Raw genomic sequence first — 18,697 nt, 5'->3', positions numbered from 1 at the left:
GCAGCAGATGATGAAGTGGTTCGTGCATGTCGGCCTGTTGCTGGCATTGGTGCTGTTGACTGCCTGCCACCGGGGTATGGACCCGGTGGCGTTCCAGGCGGATGGTCGCCCGCCCAAGTTGAGCGACTGGCATGTGGTGGAAGCGCGCGATGGCGCACTGGTGCTCAACCAGGGCGTCGTGCCGTACGACCTCAATACGCCGCTGTTCACCGATTACGCGCACAAGCTGCGCACGATCTGGATGCCCAAGGGGGTCTCGGCCAAGTACGACCCGACCGATACCTTCGATTTCCCGGTCGGCACCATCATCAGCAAGACCTTCTACTATCCGCGCGCCGCGGACGGGAAGCTCGGCGACGTCGCGCGCACGTACGACAGCTCGCACGATTTCTCCGGCGAAGGCCTGGACCTGGCCCGCGTCCATCTGATCGAGACGCGCATCCTGGTGCGTCGCGAATCAGGTTGGGCGGCCATTCCCTATGTTTGGAAAGACGACCAGAGCGACGCGCTGCTCGCGCGCACCGGCGCCGTGATTCCGTTGACCCTGGTGGCCGACAGCGATGCGCGCGAAGACTTCAACTACGTGGTGCCCGACGAAAGCCAGTGCGCCAGCTGCCACGCGCAGGACTGGGTGACGCGCAAGATCCATCCGATCGGCCCGAAGGCACGTCACCTCAATCGCGACTATCACTACGCGGCCAGCGACGAGAACCAGTTGGCGCACCTCGCCAGGGTCGGCTACCTCAGCGGCGCGCCGGCAGCGACAGAAACGCCGCGCAACGCGAACTGGATGGACGAGCGCGCATCGCTCGACGCACGGGCACGCGCTTATCTGGATATCAACTGCGGGCACTGCCACAACCCCAAAGGCGCGGCCAACACCACCGCCCTTACGCTGGATGTGAGCGCGCCCGAAGACCGCCATCTCGGCATCTGCAAGCCGCCGGTCGCGGCGGGACGTGGCACGGGCGATCATCTGTTCGACGTCGTGCCCGGCTCGCCCGATGAATCCATCCTGCCCTACCGGATGGATTCGGCCGACCCGGGCGTGATGATGCCGGAACTGGGCCGTAGCACAGTGCACCGCGAAGGCGTGGCATTGATCAAGGCATGGATTGCGGCGCAGTCGGGGGGCTGCGTCGCGATTCATTAAAACCAAGCAGTGCCGCGGCCTCCGGGCCGCGGTTTTTTCATATCGAGGGGAGAAACTGCTGATGAACATGCGTCCGCGTCCGTTGTCCGTGTGCCTGCATCGCCTGCTGCTGGGGAGCAGCCTGGTGCTAGGTGTATTGCCCACCGAAAGCTGGGCGAGCGACGACGTATCGCCCGCGCCGCAGGACAGCAGCAGCGCCCAACCCGCTGCCGGCACCAAGGCCGATCCGGAGAAAGCCAAGCTATTGGGTAACGTCACCGTGACCGCGCAGAGCCGCACGCAAGAAGTGCAATCGGTACCGATTTCGATGGAGATCGTCACCGCCAAGCAGATCGACACGCTGGCAGCAACCGATCTGAGCAAGATGGATATCTTCGTACCGGGCCTGGTGATCAGCGCCAGCCAGCCGACGCAGCCGACGTATGAGTTGCGCGGCATCTCCACCAGCAACTTCGGCATCGGCACGGAACCGTCGGTGGGCGTCTACGTCGACGGCGTCTACGCTGCCCGCTCGGGCGGCGCGCTGCTCGCGTTCAACGATATTGCGCGCGTCGAAGTGCTGAAGGGCCCGCAGGGCACGCTGTTCGGCCGCAATGCGGCGGCTGGCGCCATCTCCATCGTCACCAACGAACCCACCGACAAATTCGAGGGCGATGCGCGCGTGCGCGTCGGCAACGATGGCCGCAAATACGCCGATGCGCTGGTGAACATCCCGATCAACCAGGATATGGCGCTGCGCCTGAGCGTGCTCGACAACCAGAGCGACGGCTGGATCCGGGACGCGGCCACCGGCAAGCAGTACGGCGGCGACAACGATTGGGGCACGCGCGCGGTGTTCCGCTGGAACGTCACCGACAATACGCGCGTGCTGCTGTCGTGGGATCACGAGAAACTCAACCAGACACCCGAGCCTGCGATCGGCCTGATTCCGCTGTCCAACGACACCAATGAACGCGCGCCGTTCCCGGCCGATCCGGCCAACTATCTCAACCCCTTGCATGCGCCGCTCTACAACGACGCCATCGGTGGGCGCGAATCGCGGCGCTTCGACGGCGCCACCTTGCGGATCGATCATTCGTTCGGCTGGGGCGACTTCGTTTCCACCACCGCCTGGCGCGGTTTCGACACGTTCAACCTGGGCGACTACGACGGCACCAACCATGTCGTGACCTATCTGGACACGGCGAACATCGAGCACAACAACAGCTGGTATCAGGAGTTCAAGCTGTCGGGCAACAACGACCTGATGGATTGGGTGGGTGGCGTCAGCTACTACCAGGAGCAGGCGCGCCAGACCAGCGAGACCAACGTCAACACCAACAGCATCGACACGCTGGCCAACAATGTACTGGGCGTGGGCACGCCGCTCACCGATATCAGCAATATGCTTGCATCGTTCGGGCTGCCGTTCTCGCTGCTGGGCGACCCGTGGCACGAGGCGATCAGCAACGACGGCAACTTCAAGGCCTACGCCGCCTTTGGCGACGTGATCTGGCACGTGAGCGACAAGTTCGACGTGACCACGGGTCTGCGCTACACGCGCGATGAAAAGGAGTTCAGCTGGTACAACATGCCGCGCAGTGCACCCGCCTTCGACGCCACCATCGCCGGCCTGTATGGCCTGGGCATCCTCCCGCCCGGCACCCTGGACGCGTTCCAGCAGAACGTGATCTTCACCAGCGCCGTGGGCACGCCGGTCTACGCCAGCAACACCTGGAACAACTGGAGCCCCCGCGTGGTGGCCAGTTACAAGTTCACGCCGGACGTGATGGGCTATGTCTCCGTCACCCGCGGCTACAAGGCTGGCGGCTACAACAGCGTGCAGCCCGGCTCGACTTTCCAGCCGGAAAAAGTGACCAACTACGAGGGCGGCATCAAGAGCCTGTTCCCGGATCAGAACCTGCTGCTCAACGGCTCGGTCTACTACTACCGCTACGACAATATGCAGTCGCTGGCGCTCGATCCGAACAGCCCCGCGACCGGCCTGCCGATCTATGTGGTCAACAGCAGCAACCAGGAAGCGAAGGGCCTGGAACTGGAAGCGCAATGGCAGCCTATCGAAGGTTTCCGCATCAATTTCGCGGGCGCTTATATCGATTCGAAGTATCGCAGCGCCACCGCGCCCGACGGCGTGGATCTCAGCGGCCAGCCCACCGGCGCGCCGTACTTCTCCGGCGCGCTGTCACTGGCCTACACTTGGCGCAACGTGGCCAACGGCGACCTGGAGTTCGATCTGTCGCAGGGTTATCGTGGAGCAACGCGCTGCAATGACGACTCGCAGTATCAGGGCTCCTGCAACATCAGCCCGAACTTCAAGATCGGCAGCAGCGAGCAGCGCACGGATGCACGCATCGACTGGCACTCTCCGGGCGACCGTTGGGGCGTGGCGCTGTACGGCAACAATGTGTTCAACAAGCGATACGTGACCGGCGTGAACAATATCAGCACCTCCGTGTTCGGCACGCCGTTCGCCTCCATCACGCCGCCCCGCATGTGGGGCTTGGAATTGCGCGCGAAGTTCTGACCGTGAGCCGATGACCATGAAAGAACCCAGCTCGTCACTGCATTCCATCCTCCTGCGCATGCGTGAAGCGCAGTCGCGCGATCCGTTGCCGCCCTGGGACGTTCGCGCCACGCGATTGCGCACCCTGGAGAAGATGCTCGACGAGCAGCGCGGCGCGTTTGCCGAAGCGATCGATGCCGATTTCGGCCATCGCCCGGCGGAAGAGACCGAGTTGCTGGAGCTGTATCCCAGCCTCTCCAATCTGAAGCACTCGCTACGCCGTGGCCGCCGCTGGATGCGGCCACGCGGCAAGCTGGCCAATCTGGTGTTCCTGCCCGCGCGCACCACGCTGCTGCCGCAGCCGCGTGGCGTGGTCGGCATCATCGTGCCGTGGAACTATCCGCTGTTCCTGGCCGTGGGCCCGCTGATCGATGCACTCACCGCGGGCAACCGCGTGATGCTGAAGATGAGCGAATTCACTCCGCGCTTCTCGCAGTTGTTTGCCGATCAGGTGGCGCGCTATTTCTCCGCGGACGAAGTGTCCGTGGTCACCGGCGACGCCGAAGTGGCGCAGGCATTCTCGGCACTACCGTTCGACCATCTGCTGTTCACGGGCTCCACTGCCGTGGGCCATCACGTGATGCGCGCGGCGGCAGCCAACCTCACGCCGGTGACGCTGGAACTGGGCGGCAAATCGCCTGCCATCGTCGGTCCCGGTGCGCGGCTGGATCATGCCGTCGAACGCATCGTGTTCGGCAAGCTGGTCAATGCGGGGCAGACCTGTATTGCGCCGGACTATGTGCTGGTGCCGCGTGCGCAGATGGCTGCGTTCGTGAGCGCCGCGCGCGACATGGTCGGCAAGCTGTATCCCAATCTGCGCCTGCAGCAGCAGTACTCCTCGATCGTCTCCGATCGCCAGTACGAACGCCTGGGCAGGTTGCGCGACGAGGCCGTGGCCGCGGGCGCGACACTGGAGCCGATGAGCGACGCGCATGACATCCCTGCCAAGCGCCTGCTGGCGCCGGTGATGCTGACCAACGTCAACGACGGCATGGCAGTGATGCAGGACGAGATCTTCGGTCCCTTGCTTCCGGTCATGCCATACGACTCGCTGGACGAAGCGATCGGCTATGTCGCCAGCCATGCGCAACCGCTCGCGTTGTATCTGTTCGAGCAGAACAGCGCGACCATCGACGAGGTGCTGACGCGCACGCAGGCCGGCGGCGTCACCGTGAACGACACGCTGTACCACATCGCGCAGCATGGCCTGCCGTTCGGCGGCGTGGGCCCGTCGGGCATCGGCGGCTATCACGGCGAGGCAGGCTTCCGCACGTTTTCGCATATGAAGCCGATTTTCCGGCAGGCGCGCTTCAACGGCACCGGCATGCTCAATCCGCCGTACGGGGCGCAGTTCAAGCGGATGTTGAAGTTGTTGATGCGGGTGGGCTGAAGCGCGCGAAACCTCAATGGGCGAAAACCCCTTTGTGGGAGCGCACCCTGTGCGCGACGGCCACACCGTACGTTGGCGCTTCGATGTGGCCAGTCGCGCACAGGGTGCGCTCCCACAAGGTGGCGTTTTGTTTTCACCCGTGACGCCATAAAAAAACTCCCCGCTTTCGCGGGGAGTTTTTTTGCAACCGTTGCTCGCGATGAACCGCGATTAGAACTTGTACTGCGCCGACAGGCTCAGCAGGTTGCCGTAGTCGTCCGACTCGCCGGTGATCACGTCGCCGGTGGCGCTGGTGGCGTTCACGCGCGCGCTGTTGACGAAGATGTGCGCGTACGAAGCGTTCAGCACGAAGTGGTCGTTGACCTTGTAGCCGACGCCGAACGAGGCCAGCTGGCGGGTGCCATCGGGCACGCGCGGATCGCGGGTGGCGGTGACGGTCGGCGTGGTGTCGAGTGCGAGACCCGCACGCACGGTGAACTTGTCGTTGACGTAGTACTCGCCGCCCACGGACACGTACCAGCTGTTGCGCCAGTTGAACGGCTCGGTGGTGGTCGGCTGCGCCGGGTTGGCGTAGTACACGTTCAAGTTCTTGAACACGTCCCACTTGGTCCAGGCCACGTCGGCGCCCAGGCCGAACTTCTCTTCCTGGTGCCAGTAGCTGGCGGTCGCCACGGCGGGCGTGGTGAACGGCGCGGTGCCTTCGGTATGCGTGAACGGCACGCCACCCGCACCGGCCAGCAGCGCGGCGACGGTCGGGTTGCTCAGCAATGCCTGCACGTTGGACGGTACGGTGAAGTTGGCCGTGCCTTCGATGGTGTGCGAAATCTTGGAGCGGTAGTCCAGCGCGAACTTGTCGTTCGAGGTGATCCGCCACAGCATGCCGACCTGCCAGCCATAGGCCCAGTCGTCACCCTTGATGCGGGCGACGCCGTCCGAACCCGGCGGCACGATGGCGCCGACCTGCTGGGCCAGTGTTGCGCCGGTGGCCGGCGGAATCGCACCCGCCTGCACGGCCTGATTCACCAGGCCCAGGCCCACGGCGTTGTAGTTGATGGCGGAGGTCAGCTCGGCCGAGGTCTTCTGCGCGATGCCGCTCACGCCCAGGGCGAAGTTGTCGGTCACGTCGTAGGACAGCGACAGCGTGCCGTCGAGCGATTCGAACTTGGACTTGAGCGCGTTGTAGCGGCCGATCCAATTGTGGTCGTACTCGGTCTGGAAGCCGAACGGCACGGTGAAGCCCGCGCCCACGTGCCACTTGTCACCCAGCTGGGTGGCAAAGAAGAAAGCCGGGACCGGCATGGTGGTGCCGGCGTCGCCGCCGTTGCCGCCGCTGATCGGGCGACCCAGCGCGTCGTGCGCGGAACCACTGAAGGTGGTGCCGAAATTGATGGCGGTGACGTCAGCCTGGAAATAGGTGCCCTTCAGGTCGCTCATGGCGGCCGGGTTGTTGGCCACCACCGACACGTCGCCACCGGCAGTGGCGGAACCGGCATAGGCGCGACCCATCGCGGCGGCGCTGTCTTCATGCAGCTGGAACGCACTGGCATGGGCGCGCTGCGGTGCAGCAAGCGTCCCAAGGATCGCCAGGCTCAGCGCAGCGAGCGTGAGCGGACGACCCGCACGTGAAAATTGACGGTATGACATCTGCATCAGCAATGCTCCTGCTTATCGTTGATCTGGCATCGGGGTGGTAGCAGGGGCTTGACGTCCACGCTTGATTTTCATACGCGCGTTTGACACCCCTGGCCGGCACTGTGCCGACACAACGCAAGCTTTACAAGTGCGCTTGCAGCAAAATTCCCCGTGAATTACCCGCTCATCCGCTCTGTTCGTCGTCGATAGGCGAAGATAGGGGGTGTAACGCGTCTGGCACAGGGGACTACGCGGAAAATCGCGGTGGCGTGACAAGCGGTGCTAATCTCTCAGACCGCGCCCGCGGGTGCGCCCCTCCCATGATTGCCGACGGGTGCCGCCATGCACTGTTTTGTCTACGCCAGCCAGCGCAAGCCCGATACCTATCTGTGGGTGGGCCGCCGCGACGATTTCGAGAGGCTGCCCGAGTCGCTCGCCCTCATGCTTGGCGACCTGCGCTTTGTGCTCGAGGTGGAACTGTCCGGCGAGCGCAAGCTGCCGTATGAAGACGCCGCTCAGGTGATCAAGCATCTGGACGCGCAGGGTTGGCATCTGCAATTGCCGCCGAACGAGACGCTGGCCACCGCCAACCATCTTGTCTACAACAGCGCGCCGCTCGATCCTCACGACGATCGCGATCACTAAAGCGCACGCCGCCGTATCCGTTAACACCGGATTACCTTCTGGCCTCGTCACGATTCCTATACTCCGCGCATATGGCCTACTCAAAAACGCGTCGCCCGCCTCCGTTTCTGCAAGCCCTCGCCTGGTTCGTTCCAGGTCTGGTCGCCGCAGCGATAGCCGCCTTCGGGGCCCATCCACTCGCGCTGATTCCGCTGCTGGTCGCCAATGCGCTGACCATGGCGGCGGTATGCCATGCGATCGGCTTCGACCCGGAACCGCGTTTTGGCCGCACCGTGCTGCGCCGTGGCGCGGCTTACCTAGTGATGTTCACCGGCTATGTGGTGCTGGTGTTCCTGCTGGTGGCGTGGCCGATGCTCAAGCTCAACCAGTCGCCCAGCCTCGGCGCGGCCTTGCTGCTGGCCGGTGCGCTGGTGGTGGCGCTGGCGGCGCTGTGGCGGTTGTGGCCGGCGTTTGGCCTGGTCTATGTGTGGGACGACGCTTATCCCGCCCAGAGTGACGGCTCGTGGATCTTCACCGCCACGGCACGCAGCCTGGCGTTTGGTCGCCACTTGTCACGCGAAGAGCGCTTCTTTACCCATTTCCTGCCTTCGGCGATTGCGCTGCTGGCGCTGGCCTTCATCGCCATCGCGCTCACCGGTCTGTATGGCGTGCTGCCTTCCGAGCTGCGCACCGCGGCGCTGGTGATCTACGGCGTGGTTCTGATGCCGCTGGGCTGCCTGATCGTCGCCAACCGTACGCTGCGAGCCATGCTGTGCGAACGCCGTCGCCCTCGTCAGCCCGCCGCTGGCGTGATCGATGCGCCGGCGCCGACACCGCCGCCCAAGCCTGCGCCGACGCTCACCGAGCAGGAACGCACCGCCGGTACGCCTGAGCAGGCTTATGCCTTGCTGATGGCCACGCGCGAGGGCGACATCGAGCGCGCCCTGGCCCTGGTGGAAGCCGGCGCCGATCCGAACACGGCGCCTGCGCCGGGCGATCGCGACCAGCGCCCGGTGCTGATGCTCGCCGCCCTGCTGCCGGATATGCGCCTGTTGCGCGCGCTGATCGCCAAGGGCGCCGACGTCAATCGCGCCAGCGGCGGCCTGACGCCGCTGCTCGCCGCCACCCGCGACAGCTGGCATGGCCGTGCCGAAGCGGTGATGACGCTGCTGGCCAACGGCGGCAGCGCACTGGCCACCGACGCGGAAGGCAACACGCCGCTGCATGGCGCGGTGCTCAGCGGCGAGGCGATCGTTGCCGCGATGCTGCTCGACGCCGGCGCCGTCATCAATGCGCTCAACAAGGCCGGCCTCAGCCCGCTGGCCGTGGCCTGCCGCGCCGCCAACTGGCCGGTGGCCAAGTTCCTGCTGGAGCACGGCGCCAAGCCCACGCCCGCCGATGGCGAACCCGCCCTGGTGACGGCCGCTGGCGTGCCCGACGACGACGTCGAAGGCGTGAAGCTGCTGCTCAAGCATCGCGCCGCCATCAACGCCGTGGATGCGCGCCACCGCAGCGCCCTGATGGCTGCCTCGGCCGAAGGCCACGAACAGATTGCCCGTACGCTGCGTGCCGCCGGCGCCGATGTGAACCTGACGGATCGCCACGGCAGCACCGCCTTGATGGAAGCGGCACGCGCCGGCGCCGTAGGCATCGTCAAGCTGCTTGCCGAAGCGCAGCCCGACGCCCGCCTGCGTGACAGTCATGGTCGCGATGCGCTCACCCTGGCCTGCCAGTCGCCGCAGGCGCACGCCGATGTGGTGCGCGCCCTGCTCGCCCTGGGCGCCGAAGCCAAGACCGCCGGCAGCAATGGCCGCAGCGCGCTCGATTACGCCGCTGCCGCGGGCCGCTGGGATCTGGTCGCCCTGCTCGATCCGGAAACGCCGCTGCCCGCCAGCCTGAGCATGGATGCGTTGCCCGAAGGCGCGGACACGCCGGCGCACCTGCTGGACGCGCTGCGTTTCGGCCACTGGGCGGTGGTGTCCACCTTTACCCAGCGCGTGCGCGAGTGGCCGCAGTCGCAGCTCGCCCAGCTCTATCTGGATCTGGCCGGCGCCGGCCAGAGCGCCGCGCGCCGTTGGCTGCTCGATCATGCGCTCGATCCCGAAGCACGCTTGCAGCCCCAGTTGGTCGACGACGCTGAAACCGTGGAAAACATCGAATCGTCGCTGCCGCCGCTCGGACGCCGCCTGTTCGACGCCTTGCTGCCGCAACTGCCCGCCGCCACCGAGGCCATCGACGATCTGCTGAGTGCCGGCGCTACGCCCGCTGGCGCCGGCTTGCTCGCGCAGGCTTTGCTGCGCCTGGAAGACAGCGCGCAGGGCGCGGCCTTGCCGCTGGCCATGCTCGAGCGCGGCGCCGATCCCTTCGGTGCCGATGCACGCGAACGCACGCCGGTGCATCTTGCCGCCACGTACGGCCACGCGGCCTTGCTACAAGCCTTGCTGGCACGCGGCTGCGATCCGAATACACGCGATATCAGCGGCCGCACGCCGTTGTTCGCCGCGCTGGAACATGGCGAGCGCGCGTTGCCGCTGGTGCGTTCGCTGGTGGCGCATGGCGCCGATCCGGAAGCCATCGATGCCAATGGCGAAACGCCGCTGGGCCTGGCGCTGGAGCACGAGGCGATCGAGCGCTGGATGAATTGGGGCGACTGGACGCGCCCGCTGCGTCCCCTGCGCGCGGACGATCTGCCTGCCGCCGCCAAGGCCGGCGCGGTCACGGCGGTCGAGCGCCTGCTCGAACTGGGCTTTGCCGTCGACACCCGCGATCACCAGGGCGCCACCGCGTTGCTGCATGCCTGCGGCGCCGGCCAGCGCGACGTCGCCGCCCTGCTGCTCGACAAGGGTGCCGACACCACGCTCGCCGCCACCAACGGCATGACGCCGCTTGCCGCTGCCGTCAGCGCGCGACGCGAAGCACTGGTGGCCTTGCTGCTGCAGAACGGCGTGGCCGTCGACCAGCGCCTGCCGGGCGAAGCGACCGCACTGATGATTGCCGCCGCGATGGGTTATCCCGATCTTGCCGAGCAACTGCTCGACGGCGGCGCCGAGGTGAATGCCGTGGACGAGCGCGGTCACTCGCCGCTGCATGCGGCGGCACAGTACGGCTTCGATCACAACGACAGCCTGCGCGCGCGCCGCCTGTTCGACGCACTGCTCAAGCGCGGCGCCGACGTGAGCCTGGCCGACAAGGAAGGCAAGACGCCCTTGCTGCTGTTGCTTGGCGCGCATCTGCGTCCGGGCAGCGATTGCGATCCCACGCACATCGGCGCGCTGGTGCCGGTGCTGCTCGATGCCGGCGCCACGCTCGAACACGCCGATCAGCGTGGCGTCACCGCACTGCACTCCTGCGCCATGCATGCGCTGCTCGCGCCGGCACGCGTGCTGCTGGCGCGTGGCGCCGATCGCCAGGCGGCGGATGCCTTCGGCCGCACGCCGGCCGATGTGGCGCGTGCGATCGGCTATGTCGACATCGCTCACGAACTGGCGGCGCGCAGCGGCTCGGCCATTCCCAGCGTGCGGCAGATGTTGAGGCAGCCGGCCCAGCCGGCCGACTGAAGCGCCTCTTCGACCAGACGACGAGCCATCGTCTCGGGGCGTGGCGGCAACTGCCGCCACGCGCTCACGACTTCATCCAGTCCGATGCGATCCACGCTGGGCACATCCGGCAATCCGCCAATGGCGTGCACCGCGCTGCCCGTTGCGCTGCGCGGCGTCCACATGGAGGGCCAGCGGTTGCCGAACAGGACGACCAGCGGACAACCCACCGCGGCTGYCAGATGCGCAGGCCCTGTATCCACCGACACCATGCTGTGCGCGATATGCAGCAACGCGCGCAAATGACCGAGCGGCAGTCCTTCGCGCGGGACAATCACCTGCGCATGCTCTGCCGCGTCGCCAATCGTGGCGAGATAAGCCGCCTCGGCCGCCGAACCACACAACAGCACACACGCATCGGGCATGGCTTCGACGATGGCGCGACACAAGGCAGCCCATCGTTCCACCGGCCACGACTTGTCGTCGTCCTCGCGCTTGCGTATGCCATTCCAGCGCATCGTGCGCTTGTTCGCGGGTTGCAGCAGTACCAACGGACGTCCGTGCAGATTGCGCCGCGCCAGCCACAACTGCGCTTCACCGAGTTCTATGGCGGTTGGCTCCAGTCGTGGCGCGCAAGGTAGGGCATGCGACGAACACAGGGCATCGTGAAAGGCCGCTGGCGTTTCATCCGCAAACCGCATCAGCCAGTCGATCCAATGATCGCCCTGGATAAACGGCGTGTCTTCGATGAACACGCAATGCTCGGGCGCAATGCCGGCCAGCGCCAGCATCGGCCTTATCTTCGTGCGCGTACGTACATCCGGCTCGCAGATGTAGAACGGCGCCGCGCGCAGTTCGCGCAACGCGAACGCCGTGCGCAATCGCTGCGGATTGAGCCAGAGCGAACCATACTGGCTGTCGACCTTCCGCACTTCGGCGACGTCTTCATGGCCCTCGTACAACACGCGCGAGCATTCGCCCAGCGAAACGAGCCGGCATGCACTGCCATAACGGCGATGCAGCTTGTGCAGCAGTGGCTGCAAAAGAATGGTGTCGCCCAGTCGTCCGAATCGAATGACGACGGGATGAAGTGGCGCACGCTGGCCCATGCAATTCAGGTCGACGTCGGGCAGGCCCGATCCCTCAGGCGGCCCGCCCCGCGACGGCACGACCTTCAGGCGCGCCTATCTTTCCCGATGCGCGGCGAAATGAGTTGCGGATTTGACGCAAGTTCGCATGCAGTCACGTGCAATAACGGCACGCAAGAAATCCCGTCAGCCCAACGTCAGCGTGTCACATCTTCGTCATTTGCCTTGGCATCGGTGGGCTTCTCCAAGGCACGCGTGACCTCGGGCGAAGCGTCGGCCTGGAACAGCTGTTCCAGATCGACCAGCGCTTCGCGCGTGGTCTGCACAATGCGCGCATCGTCGTCGTAGACGAGGTATTGGCGCTTGAGCAGTTCGGCATCCTGTCGACGAAAACGCTCGACGTGATCGGCCGCCATTTCCGGCGACATGCCGAGTGCTTCCAGTGTCTGGCGCGTCATCTTCAAGCTGGAATACAGCGTTTCGCGCACCGGCAAATCCACGCCCAGATCCATCAGTCGCCACGCATGCTGGCGATTGCGCGCACGCGCGATGATCTTCAGGCTCGGATACATGCGACGCACCACGCGTGCCGTGCGCAGGCTTGCCTCGGGATCGTCCACCGCGAGCACAAACACCGCCGCCTGGTCCGCCTGCGCGGCGCGCAGCAATTCCGGACGCGCCGGATCGCCGTAGAAGATGTCGGTCCAGTTGCCAAAGCGCTGGACCAGGTCGATCTGCTCCACCGAATGATCGAGCGCCACGAACGGAATGCCTTGCGCGCGCAACATGCGCGCCACGATCTGCCCCATGCGCCCGTAGCCGGCAATGATCACGCGCGGCTTGTCGGCCACGATGGTGTCGAACTCGCGCTCTTTCTTGGTCTTGGCCTGATACAGCATGCGACCGAGCACGGCCACCATCAGTGGCGTCAAGGCCATCGACAAGGTGATGGCCAGCACCTGCAGGCTGTGCTGCTCGGTGGTGATGAGGTTTTGCTCGCCGGCGAGCTTGAGCAGCACGAACGCGAATTCGCCGCCGCAGGCCAGCAACACCGCCAGGCGCAGCGCATCGCGACCATTCAGGCCGCCCACGATGCGACCCAGCGGCCACAGCAGAGCGCCCTTGATCAACAACAGGAACAGCACCAGCAGGAACACGCGCATCGGCTGCTCGATCAGCAGGGTCAGGTCCATCGACATGCCCACGCTGATGAAGAACAGGCCGAGCAGCAAGCCCTTGAACGGTTCGAGATGCGATTCCAGTTCGTGGCGGTATTCGGAATCGGCCAGCAGCACGCCGGCCAGGAACGCACCCAGCGTGGCGGACACGCCCACCAGCTCCATCAACCACGCTGTGCCCATCACGACCAACAAGGCGGTGGCGGTGGACACTTCGACATTGTCGACCTTCGCCACGAAGCGGAAGATCGGACGCAACAGATAGCGGCCACCGACCATTACCGCCACGATCGCAGCCACCGTGCGCAGCACCGCGTAGACATCAAAACCATGCTTGGTCGATGCGCTGGCCAGCAGCGGCACGGCCGCGATCAGTGGAATCGCCGCCAGATCCTGGAACAGCAGCACGGCGAACGCCTGTCGCCCGTAAGACGTACCGGCTTCCTTGCGCTCGGCGAGTATCTGCAAGCCGAACGCGGTGGACGACAATGCCAGGCTGCCGCCCACGATGGTGGCGGCATTCACCGTGAGTCCAAACAGGTAGTACGCCGCCGCACCGATCACCAGGCTGGTCGCCAGCACCTGCAGCAGGCCCGTGCCGAACACCTGCTTGCGCATCACCCACAGACGCTGGGGCGACAGCTCCAGGCCGATCACGAACAGCATCAGCACCACGCCGAACTCGGAGATGGTGGCCACGCCCGCGGTATCGGAGATCAGGCCCAGCTCCTGCGGACCGATGACGATGCCAGCCAGCAGATACCCGAGCACGGAACCCAGGCGGAAGCGCTTGGTCAGCGGCACCGCGATGACGGTCGCCAGCAGGAATACGAGCGCTGTCTGCAGAAAATGGCGGCTATCCACTCGTGCGCTCCATTCGGGGGAATCGCATTATTCCACGCTGACGCTGTGTAAGCCGACCCCTGAAGAGAAAGTCAGCGATCAACGCTACGACTTATGCAGCAAGCGAAAGGCCTTGCCATTGTTGCGTGATGATGGATGCAAGGCGCTCCACGGCGGGTGACGACTCGGCCTCGGCGCGGTGCAGGCACAAGCCCAATTCGCCCATCGACGGCAGCGTGGTCTCGTGTGGCAGCAGGGCGCGCACGCTGGCCGGGAGTCCGGCGGGCGTACGCAATGACACGCCCAACCCTGCCGCGACGGCGGCCCAGGTGCCCGCCAGGCTCGCGCTGGTGAAGGCGATGCGCCAGGGGATATTCGCGCGGTCCAGCGCCGTGGTGGCGGCGGTCCGCATGATGCAGGGCGCGTCCAGCATCACCAGCGGCAAGGGCTCGCCGTCCTTGCGTGGCCAGTTGGAGCCGGCACCTGCGCCGTCGATCCAGCGCAGCGGCAGGGTGCCGATGCGTTCGGTATGAGGCGTGGTCATGCCGGCCTCCCAGGCCAGCGCTAGGTCCAGACGCCCCGAGCCCACGCGCTCGAGCAGCTCAGCGTTGCGCGCGATGCGCACTTCCACCTTCACGCGTGGATGCGCCCGGGCGAAACGGCCCAGCACGTCAGTGAGCAGGCTCTCGCCGAAATCTTCCTGCAGGCCCAGCCGCACCGCACCTTCCAGCTCTGCACCGTGCAGCGCGGCGGCGGCTTCGTCATTGAGCTCGAGCAGGCGGCGCGCATAGGCAAGCATGGTTTCGCCGGACTCGGTGAGCGCCATGCCGCGGCCGGATTTGCGCAGCACCGGCGTGCCGGCCTGCTCTTCCAGTTTCTTCAGCTGCGCGCTGACGGCCGAGGTCGAGCGCCCCAGCCGGTCAGCAGCGCGGGCAAAACTGCCCAGCTCCACGCCCGTCACGAAGGTGCGCAGCACATCGAGATCAAAGGTGATCCGCCGCATGGCAATCATCCTGTTTTTATGGACTATTGATTCAATATTTTCCGCTTTTCAGGACGGTACTCTCCGCCCTAGGCTTCGCTTCGTCAAGCGCACGAGGAGTCGTTCATGGGCATTCGTTCCGGCCACGGGCAAAGCAGCTTCGGCGATGTGGCGGGCGAACTCGGGACGCTCACGGCACATCTGGCTTGCTATGCCGCCTGGCCTGCAGCCACGGCGGTACTGCGCGAATTGAAAGACGAGGAGGCTCACTCGTGATCGCGATGCAATACAGCTTCACCCTGCCCGCCGACTACGACATGGCGATCGTCCGGCAGCGCATCGCGGACAAGGGGCACCTGCTCGATCACTTCGAGGGGCTGATGCTGAAGGCGTATCTGCACGCGGAGCGCGGTCCGTCGTCGGATGAAAATCTCTACGCGCCGTTTTACGTGTGGCGCGACAGCGCGGCAATGCAACGCTTTCTCGGCAGCGAGGGCTTCGCCAATCTCACCAAGGCTTTCGGCTGGCCATCCATTCGCGTGTGGCCGGTGTGGGATGTGTATCTCTCGCCGGAGGCCGAGCATGCGCGCTTTGCTACACGCGACATCCAGCCGATCGCGCCTTATGCCGCGCTCGAGTCACTGCGCGAGGAACAACGCAGCGTGCTGCAGCGTGATATCGAGCGCGGCGCCGTCGCCGCCGTCAGCGCCTTCGAGCCCACCACGTGGACGCGAGTGAGCTTTCGCCTGTGGGATGAGAGCCTTCCTGCCCACACCTCTGGCCAACGCTACGACGTTGGCCACGTATCACAACCCTGATCCTTCACCGGAGATTCCCCCATGCCTCTCGTACGCGTCTCGCTTCGCCGCGGCAAATCCAAAGAACACATCGCCGCCATTCGCAACAGCATTTATCGCGCGATGATCGAATCCTTCAACGTGCCGCAGAACGACCGCTTCATCGTGGTGCACCAGCACGACGCCGACGAATTCGACTACGACTCCAATTATCTCGGCATTGCGCGCACCGACGACCTGGTGATCATCCAGATCGCCTGCAACAACACGCGCACCGTCGAGCAGAAAAAGGCGTTCTACAAGTACACCGCGGAGCTCCTCAGCAAGGAACCCGGACTGCGACCGCAGGATGTCTTCATCAACCTGCTGGAAACGGCCAAGGAGAACTGGTCGTTCGGCAACGGCGAGGCGCCATACGCCTAAGTTCGTTGCTTGACGAGCAGCCGCCGTGGCCCGGCGCCTTCGCTGGCCAGTCGATCGCCGGGATTGCGCAGGCGGCAGCGGTCGATCGACAGGCAGCCGCAGCCTATGCAGTCGTCGAGCGTGTCGCGCAGTTTCCTCAGCTGCGCCATGCGCTCGTCCAGTTCCGCGCGCCATTGGGCGGACAAGCGCGCCCAGTCGCGTCGGCTGGGCGCCTCGCCGGCCGGCAGCGCAGCCAGCGCAGCAGCAATATCGGCCAGGGAGATGCCCACGCGCTGCGCGACACGAATGAACGACACGCGCCGCAATACCGCACGCGCATACCGCCGCTGATTGCCTACCGAGCGTTCGCTGCGGATCAGTCCCTTCGTCTCGTAGAAGTGCAACGTGGAGACCGCTACACCACTGCGACGCGCAACCTCCCCCACGCCCAGCGTGGTCGGCAGCCCGTGCTTCGCACCCTCACTCATGCGACACCTCTTGACCTCAAGTTAGCTTGAGGTCCTAGAGTGCCACGCACTTCATTGCGAGGCATACCCATGAGCCCACCGACCGCCCGTCGATCCATCTACCGCATCGACCGCTTCAACGTCCCCGCCAAAGCCCTAGCGGCCTTCATGGAACGCCTGCACCTCACCCAGCGCCTGCTCGACAAACTCCCCGGCTGCCGCCAGAACCTGGTACTCACCCAACCCGACCTGGCCGGCGAGTTCAATGTGATGACCCTGGTGGAATGGAGCCACGAATCCCACTTCGCCGCCGCCAAAGCGGTGATGCAGGCGCGTTATGCGCAGGAGCGGTTTGATCCCGCAGCTTTCATGCAGCAGTTGGGGGTGCAGGCGGATCTGGGGACGTATCGGCATGTGTGATGGGTGGACGTAGTGAGGCGCTTGCTATCTCTTGCACTCACATCGCCGGCATTGAAACGAAGAATAGATATGCCCCCGCGAGCACCCGACCCTCTCCCCGGAGGGGAGAGGGAGAAGTGCGGTGGATCGCTCCGTAGGTTTGTCGCGCACAGGGTGCGCTCCCACAGACAAGCGCCAGGCGCGGTACTCAGTTCGCAATGTACGGGACTAAAGCCGATGCGAAGCGAGGCCCCGCTTTGAGTCCTCAGCGATTCGGGCGCGTTGCGCAGCGCTTTGAAGTACCCGCTGTGTACCCTCGGAGGTTGTTCCATGACAGCGAGCCTCGAGCGTTCGGGCTTATCCCAACACGATGCTGCGGGCGTTATCAGGCCATTTTCTTTGGGTTACTTTTCTTTTGGGCCAGCAAAAGAAAAGTGACTCGAGCGGCGGCAGCCGATCGAAACGCCCGCCGCGTAGGCGGCACCCTTGCGGTAACGCGACAACCAGAAACCGAGGCTCTGGATCTCCGCCTGCGCCGGGATGACGAGCTAGTGAATGCGCGCGCCGGGACAACGAGCGAGAACCCTCACTCCCCCCTCAACCACCTCGCCGCATCCACCGCAAAATAAGTCAGGATCGCATCCGCCCCCGCCCTCTTGAACGCCGTCAACGACTCCAACACAACAGCCTTCTCGTCGAGCCACCCATTCTGCGCAGCCGCCTTCAACATCGCGTACTCACCGCTCACCTGATACACAAACGTCGGCATGCCAAACGCATCCTTCACCCGACGCAACACGTCGAGGTAAGGCATGCCCGGCTTCACCATCACCGCATCCGCGCCCTCGTGGATATCAAGCTCGATCTCGCGCAGTGCTTCGTCGCTGTTGCCCACATCCATCTGGTAGGTGTGCTTGTTGCCCTTGCCGAGATTGGCGGCCGAACCCACGGCGTCGCGGAACGGGCCGTAGAACGCCGAAGCGTATTTGGCGGAATAGGCGAGGATGCGCGTATGGATGTGGCCGGCATCCTCCAGCGCATCGCGAATCGCACCAATGCGGCCATCCATCATGTCCGAGGGCGCCACGAAATCCATGCCGGCCCCGGCCTGCGCCAGCGACATCTTGATCAGCGCTTCGATGGTGGGCTCGTTCATCACGTAGCCGTCCTCATCGATCAGGCCGTCCTGTCCGTGCGTGGTGTATGGATCGAGCGCCACGTCGCCGATCAGGCCGAGCTCCGGATACTGGGCCTTGAGCGCACGCGTGGCGCGCTGCATCAGGCTGTCCGGGTTCCATGCTTCGCGTGCATCTTCGGTTTTCACCGCGGCACCGGGCGACGGGAACAGCGCCAGCGCCGGGATCCCCAGGCGCACGCACTCGCCGGCGAGCTTGAGCAGTTCGTCGATGGACAATCGCTCCACGCCCGGCATGGACGGCACCGGTTCGCGCTGCCCTTCGCCTTCGATGATGAAGGCGACCATGATCAGGTCGGTGGGCAGCAAGGTGTTCTCGCGCATCAGCGCACGCGAGAAGGCATCGCGACGCATGCGACGCATGCGGACAGCGGGATAGCTCATGGGTGAACTCTCGGGCAGGACATCGGCCCATTTTAGCGCCTGTTGGAGGGTTCGCCGGGAAAGG

General features: G+C 65.1%; 15 protein-coding genes. 9 read left to right on the top strand and 6 right to left on the bottom strand.

Annotated elements, in window-relative coordinates; genetic code table 11:
* Positions 1–7 precede the first annotated feature (7 nt).
* The 3 genes from AC1DE1_RS00960 (at position 8) to AC1DE1_RS00950 (ending at position 5,106) form a co-directional block, all read left to right on the top strand.
* Positions 8–1,153: an SO2930 family diheme c-type cytochrome gene (locus AC1DE1_RS00960; RefSeq protein WP_441602878.1), complete on the top strand. Its 1,146-nt coding sequence runs from the start codon at positions 8–10 to the stop codon at positions 1,151–1,153.
* Between the two features lie 61 nt (positions 1,154–1,214).
* On the top strand, positions 1,215–3,677 hold the full coding sequence (locus AC1DE1_RS00955; protein ID WP_441602877.1) for a TonB-dependent receptor: 2,463 nt from the start codon (positions 1,215–1,217) through the stop codon (positions 3,675–3,677).
* 16 nt (positions 3,678–3,693) lie between these two features.
* Positions 3,694–5,106 carry a coniferyl aldehyde dehydrogenase gene (locus AC1DE1_RS00950; protein WP_441602876.1) on the top strand — a complete coding sequence of 471 codons (1,413 nt, stop codon included), beginning with the start codon at positions 3,694–3,696 and terminating at the stop codon, positions 5,104–5,106.
* A 210-nt stretch (positions 5,107–5,316) separates the two neighbouring features.
* On the opposite strand, the gene AC1DE1_RS00945 is transcribed toward AC1DE1_RS00950, so the two are convergent.
* Complete coding sequence (locus tag AC1DE1_RS00945) at positions 5,317–6,756, bottom strand: OmpP1/FadL family transporter (protein WP_477178832.1); 1,440 nt, start codon at positions 6,754–6,756, stop codon at positions 5,317–5,319.
* Positions 6,757–7,080: 324 nt separating this feature from the next.
* Here AC1DE1_RS00945 and AC1DE1_RS00940 point away from each other — a divergent pair, with 324 nt between their 5' ends.
* Together AC1DE1_RS00940 and AC1DE1_RS00935 are read left to right on the top strand one after the other, a co-directional pair.
* Entirely contained in the window at positions 7,081–7,383 is a 303-nt protein-coding gene (locus tag AC1DE1_RS00940; RefSeq protein WP_441602874.1) for a YcgL domain-containing protein, read from the top strand.
* 71 nt (positions 7,384–7,454) lie between these two features.
* Positions 7,455–10,919 carry an ankyrin repeat domain-containing protein gene (locus AC1DE1_RS00935; RefSeq protein WP_441602873.1) on the top strand — a complete coding sequence of 1,155 codons (3,465 nt, stop codon included), beginning with the start codon at positions 7,455–7,457 and terminating at the stop codon, positions 10,917–10,919.
* On the opposite strand, the gene AC1DE1_RS00930 is transcribed toward AC1DE1_RS00935, so the two are convergent.
* The 3 genes from AC1DE1_RS00930 to AC1DE1_RS00920 form a co-directional block, all read right to left on the bottom strand.
* Entirely contained in the window at positions 10,838–12,007 is a 1,170-nt protein-coding gene (locus AC1DE1_RS00930) for a glycosyltransferase family 9 protein (RefSeq protein WP_477178831.1), read from the bottom strand. The two genes, AC1DE1_RS00935 and AC1DE1_RS00930, sit on opposite strands and share 82 nt — an antisense overlap.
* A 176-nt stretch (positions 12,008–12,183) precedes the next feature.
* On the bottom strand, positions 12,184–14,028 hold the full coding sequence (locus AC1DE1_RS00925) for a monovalent cation:proton antiporter-2 (CPA2) family protein (RefSeq protein WP_441602871.1): 1,845 nt from the start codon (positions 14,026–14,028) through the stop codon (positions 12,184–12,186).
* A gap of 91 nt (positions 14,029–14,119) precedes the next feature.
* Positions 14,120–15,010, bottom strand: coding sequence for a LysR substrate-binding domain-containing protein (locus AC1DE1_RS00920; RefSeq protein ID WP_477178240.1), 891 nt, complete (start codon positions 15,008–15,010; stop codon positions 14,120–14,122).
* Between the two features lie 105 nt (positions 15,011–15,115).
* Here AC1DE1_RS00920 and AC1DE1_RS00915 point away from each other — a divergent pair, with 105 nt between their 5' ends.
* The 3 genes from AC1DE1_RS00915 to AC1DE1_RS00905 are packed head-to-tail and all read left to right on the top strand — an operon-like array spanning position 15,116 to position 16,209.
* Positions 15,116–15,265 carry a hypothetical protein gene (locus AC1DE1_RS00915; RefSeq protein WP_441602869.1) on the top strand — a complete coding sequence of 50 codons (150 nt, stop codon included), beginning with the start codon at positions 15,116–15,118 and terminating at the stop codon, positions 15,263–15,265.
* A gap of 5 nt (positions 15,266–15,270) precedes the next feature.
* Positions 15,271–15,807, top strand: a complete 537-nt coding sequence (locus AC1DE1_RS00910) for a DUF4865 family protein (RefSeq protein WP_441602920.1) — start codon at positions 15,271–15,273, stop codon at positions 15,805–15,807.
* Between the two features lie 21 nt (positions 15,808–15,828).
* Entirely contained in the window at positions 15,829–16,209 is a 381-nt protein-coding gene (locus tag AC1DE1_RS00905; RefSeq protein WP_441602868.1) for a tautomerase family protein, read from the top strand.
* Here AC1DE1_RS00905 and soxR read toward each other — a convergent pair.
* On the bottom strand, positions 16,206–16,676 hold the full coding sequence (gene soxR, locus AC1DE1_RS00900; protein ID WP_441602867.1) for a redox-sensitive transcriptional activator SoxR: 471 nt from the start codon (positions 16,674–16,676) through the stop codon (positions 16,206–16,208). The genes AC1DE1_RS00905 and soxR overlap by 4 nt on opposite strands.
* Before the next feature lie 69 nt (positions 16,677–16,745).
* On the opposite strand from soxR, the gene AC1DE1_RS00895 reads away from it, so the two are divergent.
* Positions 16,746–17,075: a hypothetical protein gene (locus AC1DE1_RS00895; RefSeq protein WP_441602866.1), complete on the top strand. Its 330-nt coding sequence runs from the start codon at positions 16,746–16,748 to the stop codon at positions 17,073–17,075.
* Positions 17,076–17,640: 565 nt separating this feature from the next.
* On the opposite strand, the gene hemB is transcribed toward AC1DE1_RS00895, so the two are convergent.
* The gene (hemB, locus tag AC1DE1_RS00890; RefSeq protein ID WP_441602865.1) at positions 17,641–18,633 is read right to left on the bottom strand and encodes a porphobilinogen synthase; all 993 of its coding nucleotides are present in this window, start codon (positions 18,631–18,633) and stop codon (positions 17,641–17,643) included.
* Between the last annotated feature and the right edge of the window lie 64 nt (positions 18,634–18,697).

It is taken from the genome of Dyella sp. 05T440 (assembly GCF_056395965.1).
This window is presented reverse-complemented; position numbering and strand designations above follow the sequence as displayed.

Coding starts and splice junctions, on each gene's coding strand:
- AC1DE1_RS00955 (WP_441602877.1), top strand. CDS start 1,215: ATGAACATGCGTCCGCGTCCGTTGTCCGTGTGCCTGCATCGCCTGCTG.
- AC1DE1_RS00920 (WP_477178240.1), bottom strand. CDS start 15,010: ATGCGGCGGATCACCTTTGATCTCGATGTGCTGCGCACCTTCGTGACG.
- AC1DE1_RS00895 (WP_441602866.1), top strand. CDS start 16,746: ATGAGCCCACCGACCGCCCGTCGATCCATCTACCGCATCGACCGCTTC.
- AC1DE1_RS00910 (WP_441602920.1), top strand. CDS start 15,271: ATGCAATACAGCTTCACCCTGCCCGCCGACTACGACATGGCGATCGTC.
- AC1DE1_RS00950 (WP_441602876.1), top strand. CDS start 3,694: ATGAAAGAACCCAGCTCGTCACTGCATTCCATCCTCCTGCGCATGCGT.
- hemB (WP_441602865.1), bottom strand. CDS start 18,633: ATGAGCTATCCCGCTGTCCGCATGCGTCGCATGCGTCGCGATGCCTTC.
- AC1DE1_RS00935 (WP_441602873.1), top strand. CDS start 7,455: ATGGCCTACTCAAAAACGCGTCGCCCGCCTCCGTTTCTGCAAGCCCTC.
- AC1DE1_RS00940 (WP_441602874.1), top strand. CDS start 7,081: ATGCACTGTTTTGTCTACGCCAGCCAGCGCAAGCCCGATACCTATCTG.
- AC1DE1_RS00960 (WP_441602878.1), top strand. CDS start 8: ATGATGAAGTGGTTCGTGCATGTCGGCCTGTTGCTGGCATTGGTGCTG.
- AC1DE1_RS00915 (WP_441602869.1), top strand. CDS start 15,116: ATGGGCATTCGTTCCGGCCACGGGCAAAGCAGCTTCGGCGATGTGGCG.
- AC1DE1_RS00905 (WP_441602868.1), top strand. CDS start 15,829: ATGCCTCTCGTACGCGTCTCGCTTCGCCGCGGCAAATCCAAAGAACAC.
- AC1DE1_RS00945 (WP_477178832.1), bottom strand. CDS start 6,756: ATGCAGATGTCATACCGTCAATTTTCACGTGCGGGTCGTCCGCTCACG.
- soxR (WP_441602867.1), bottom strand. CDS start 16,676: ATGAGTGAGGGTGCGAAGCACGGGCTGCCGACCACGCTGGGCGTGGGG.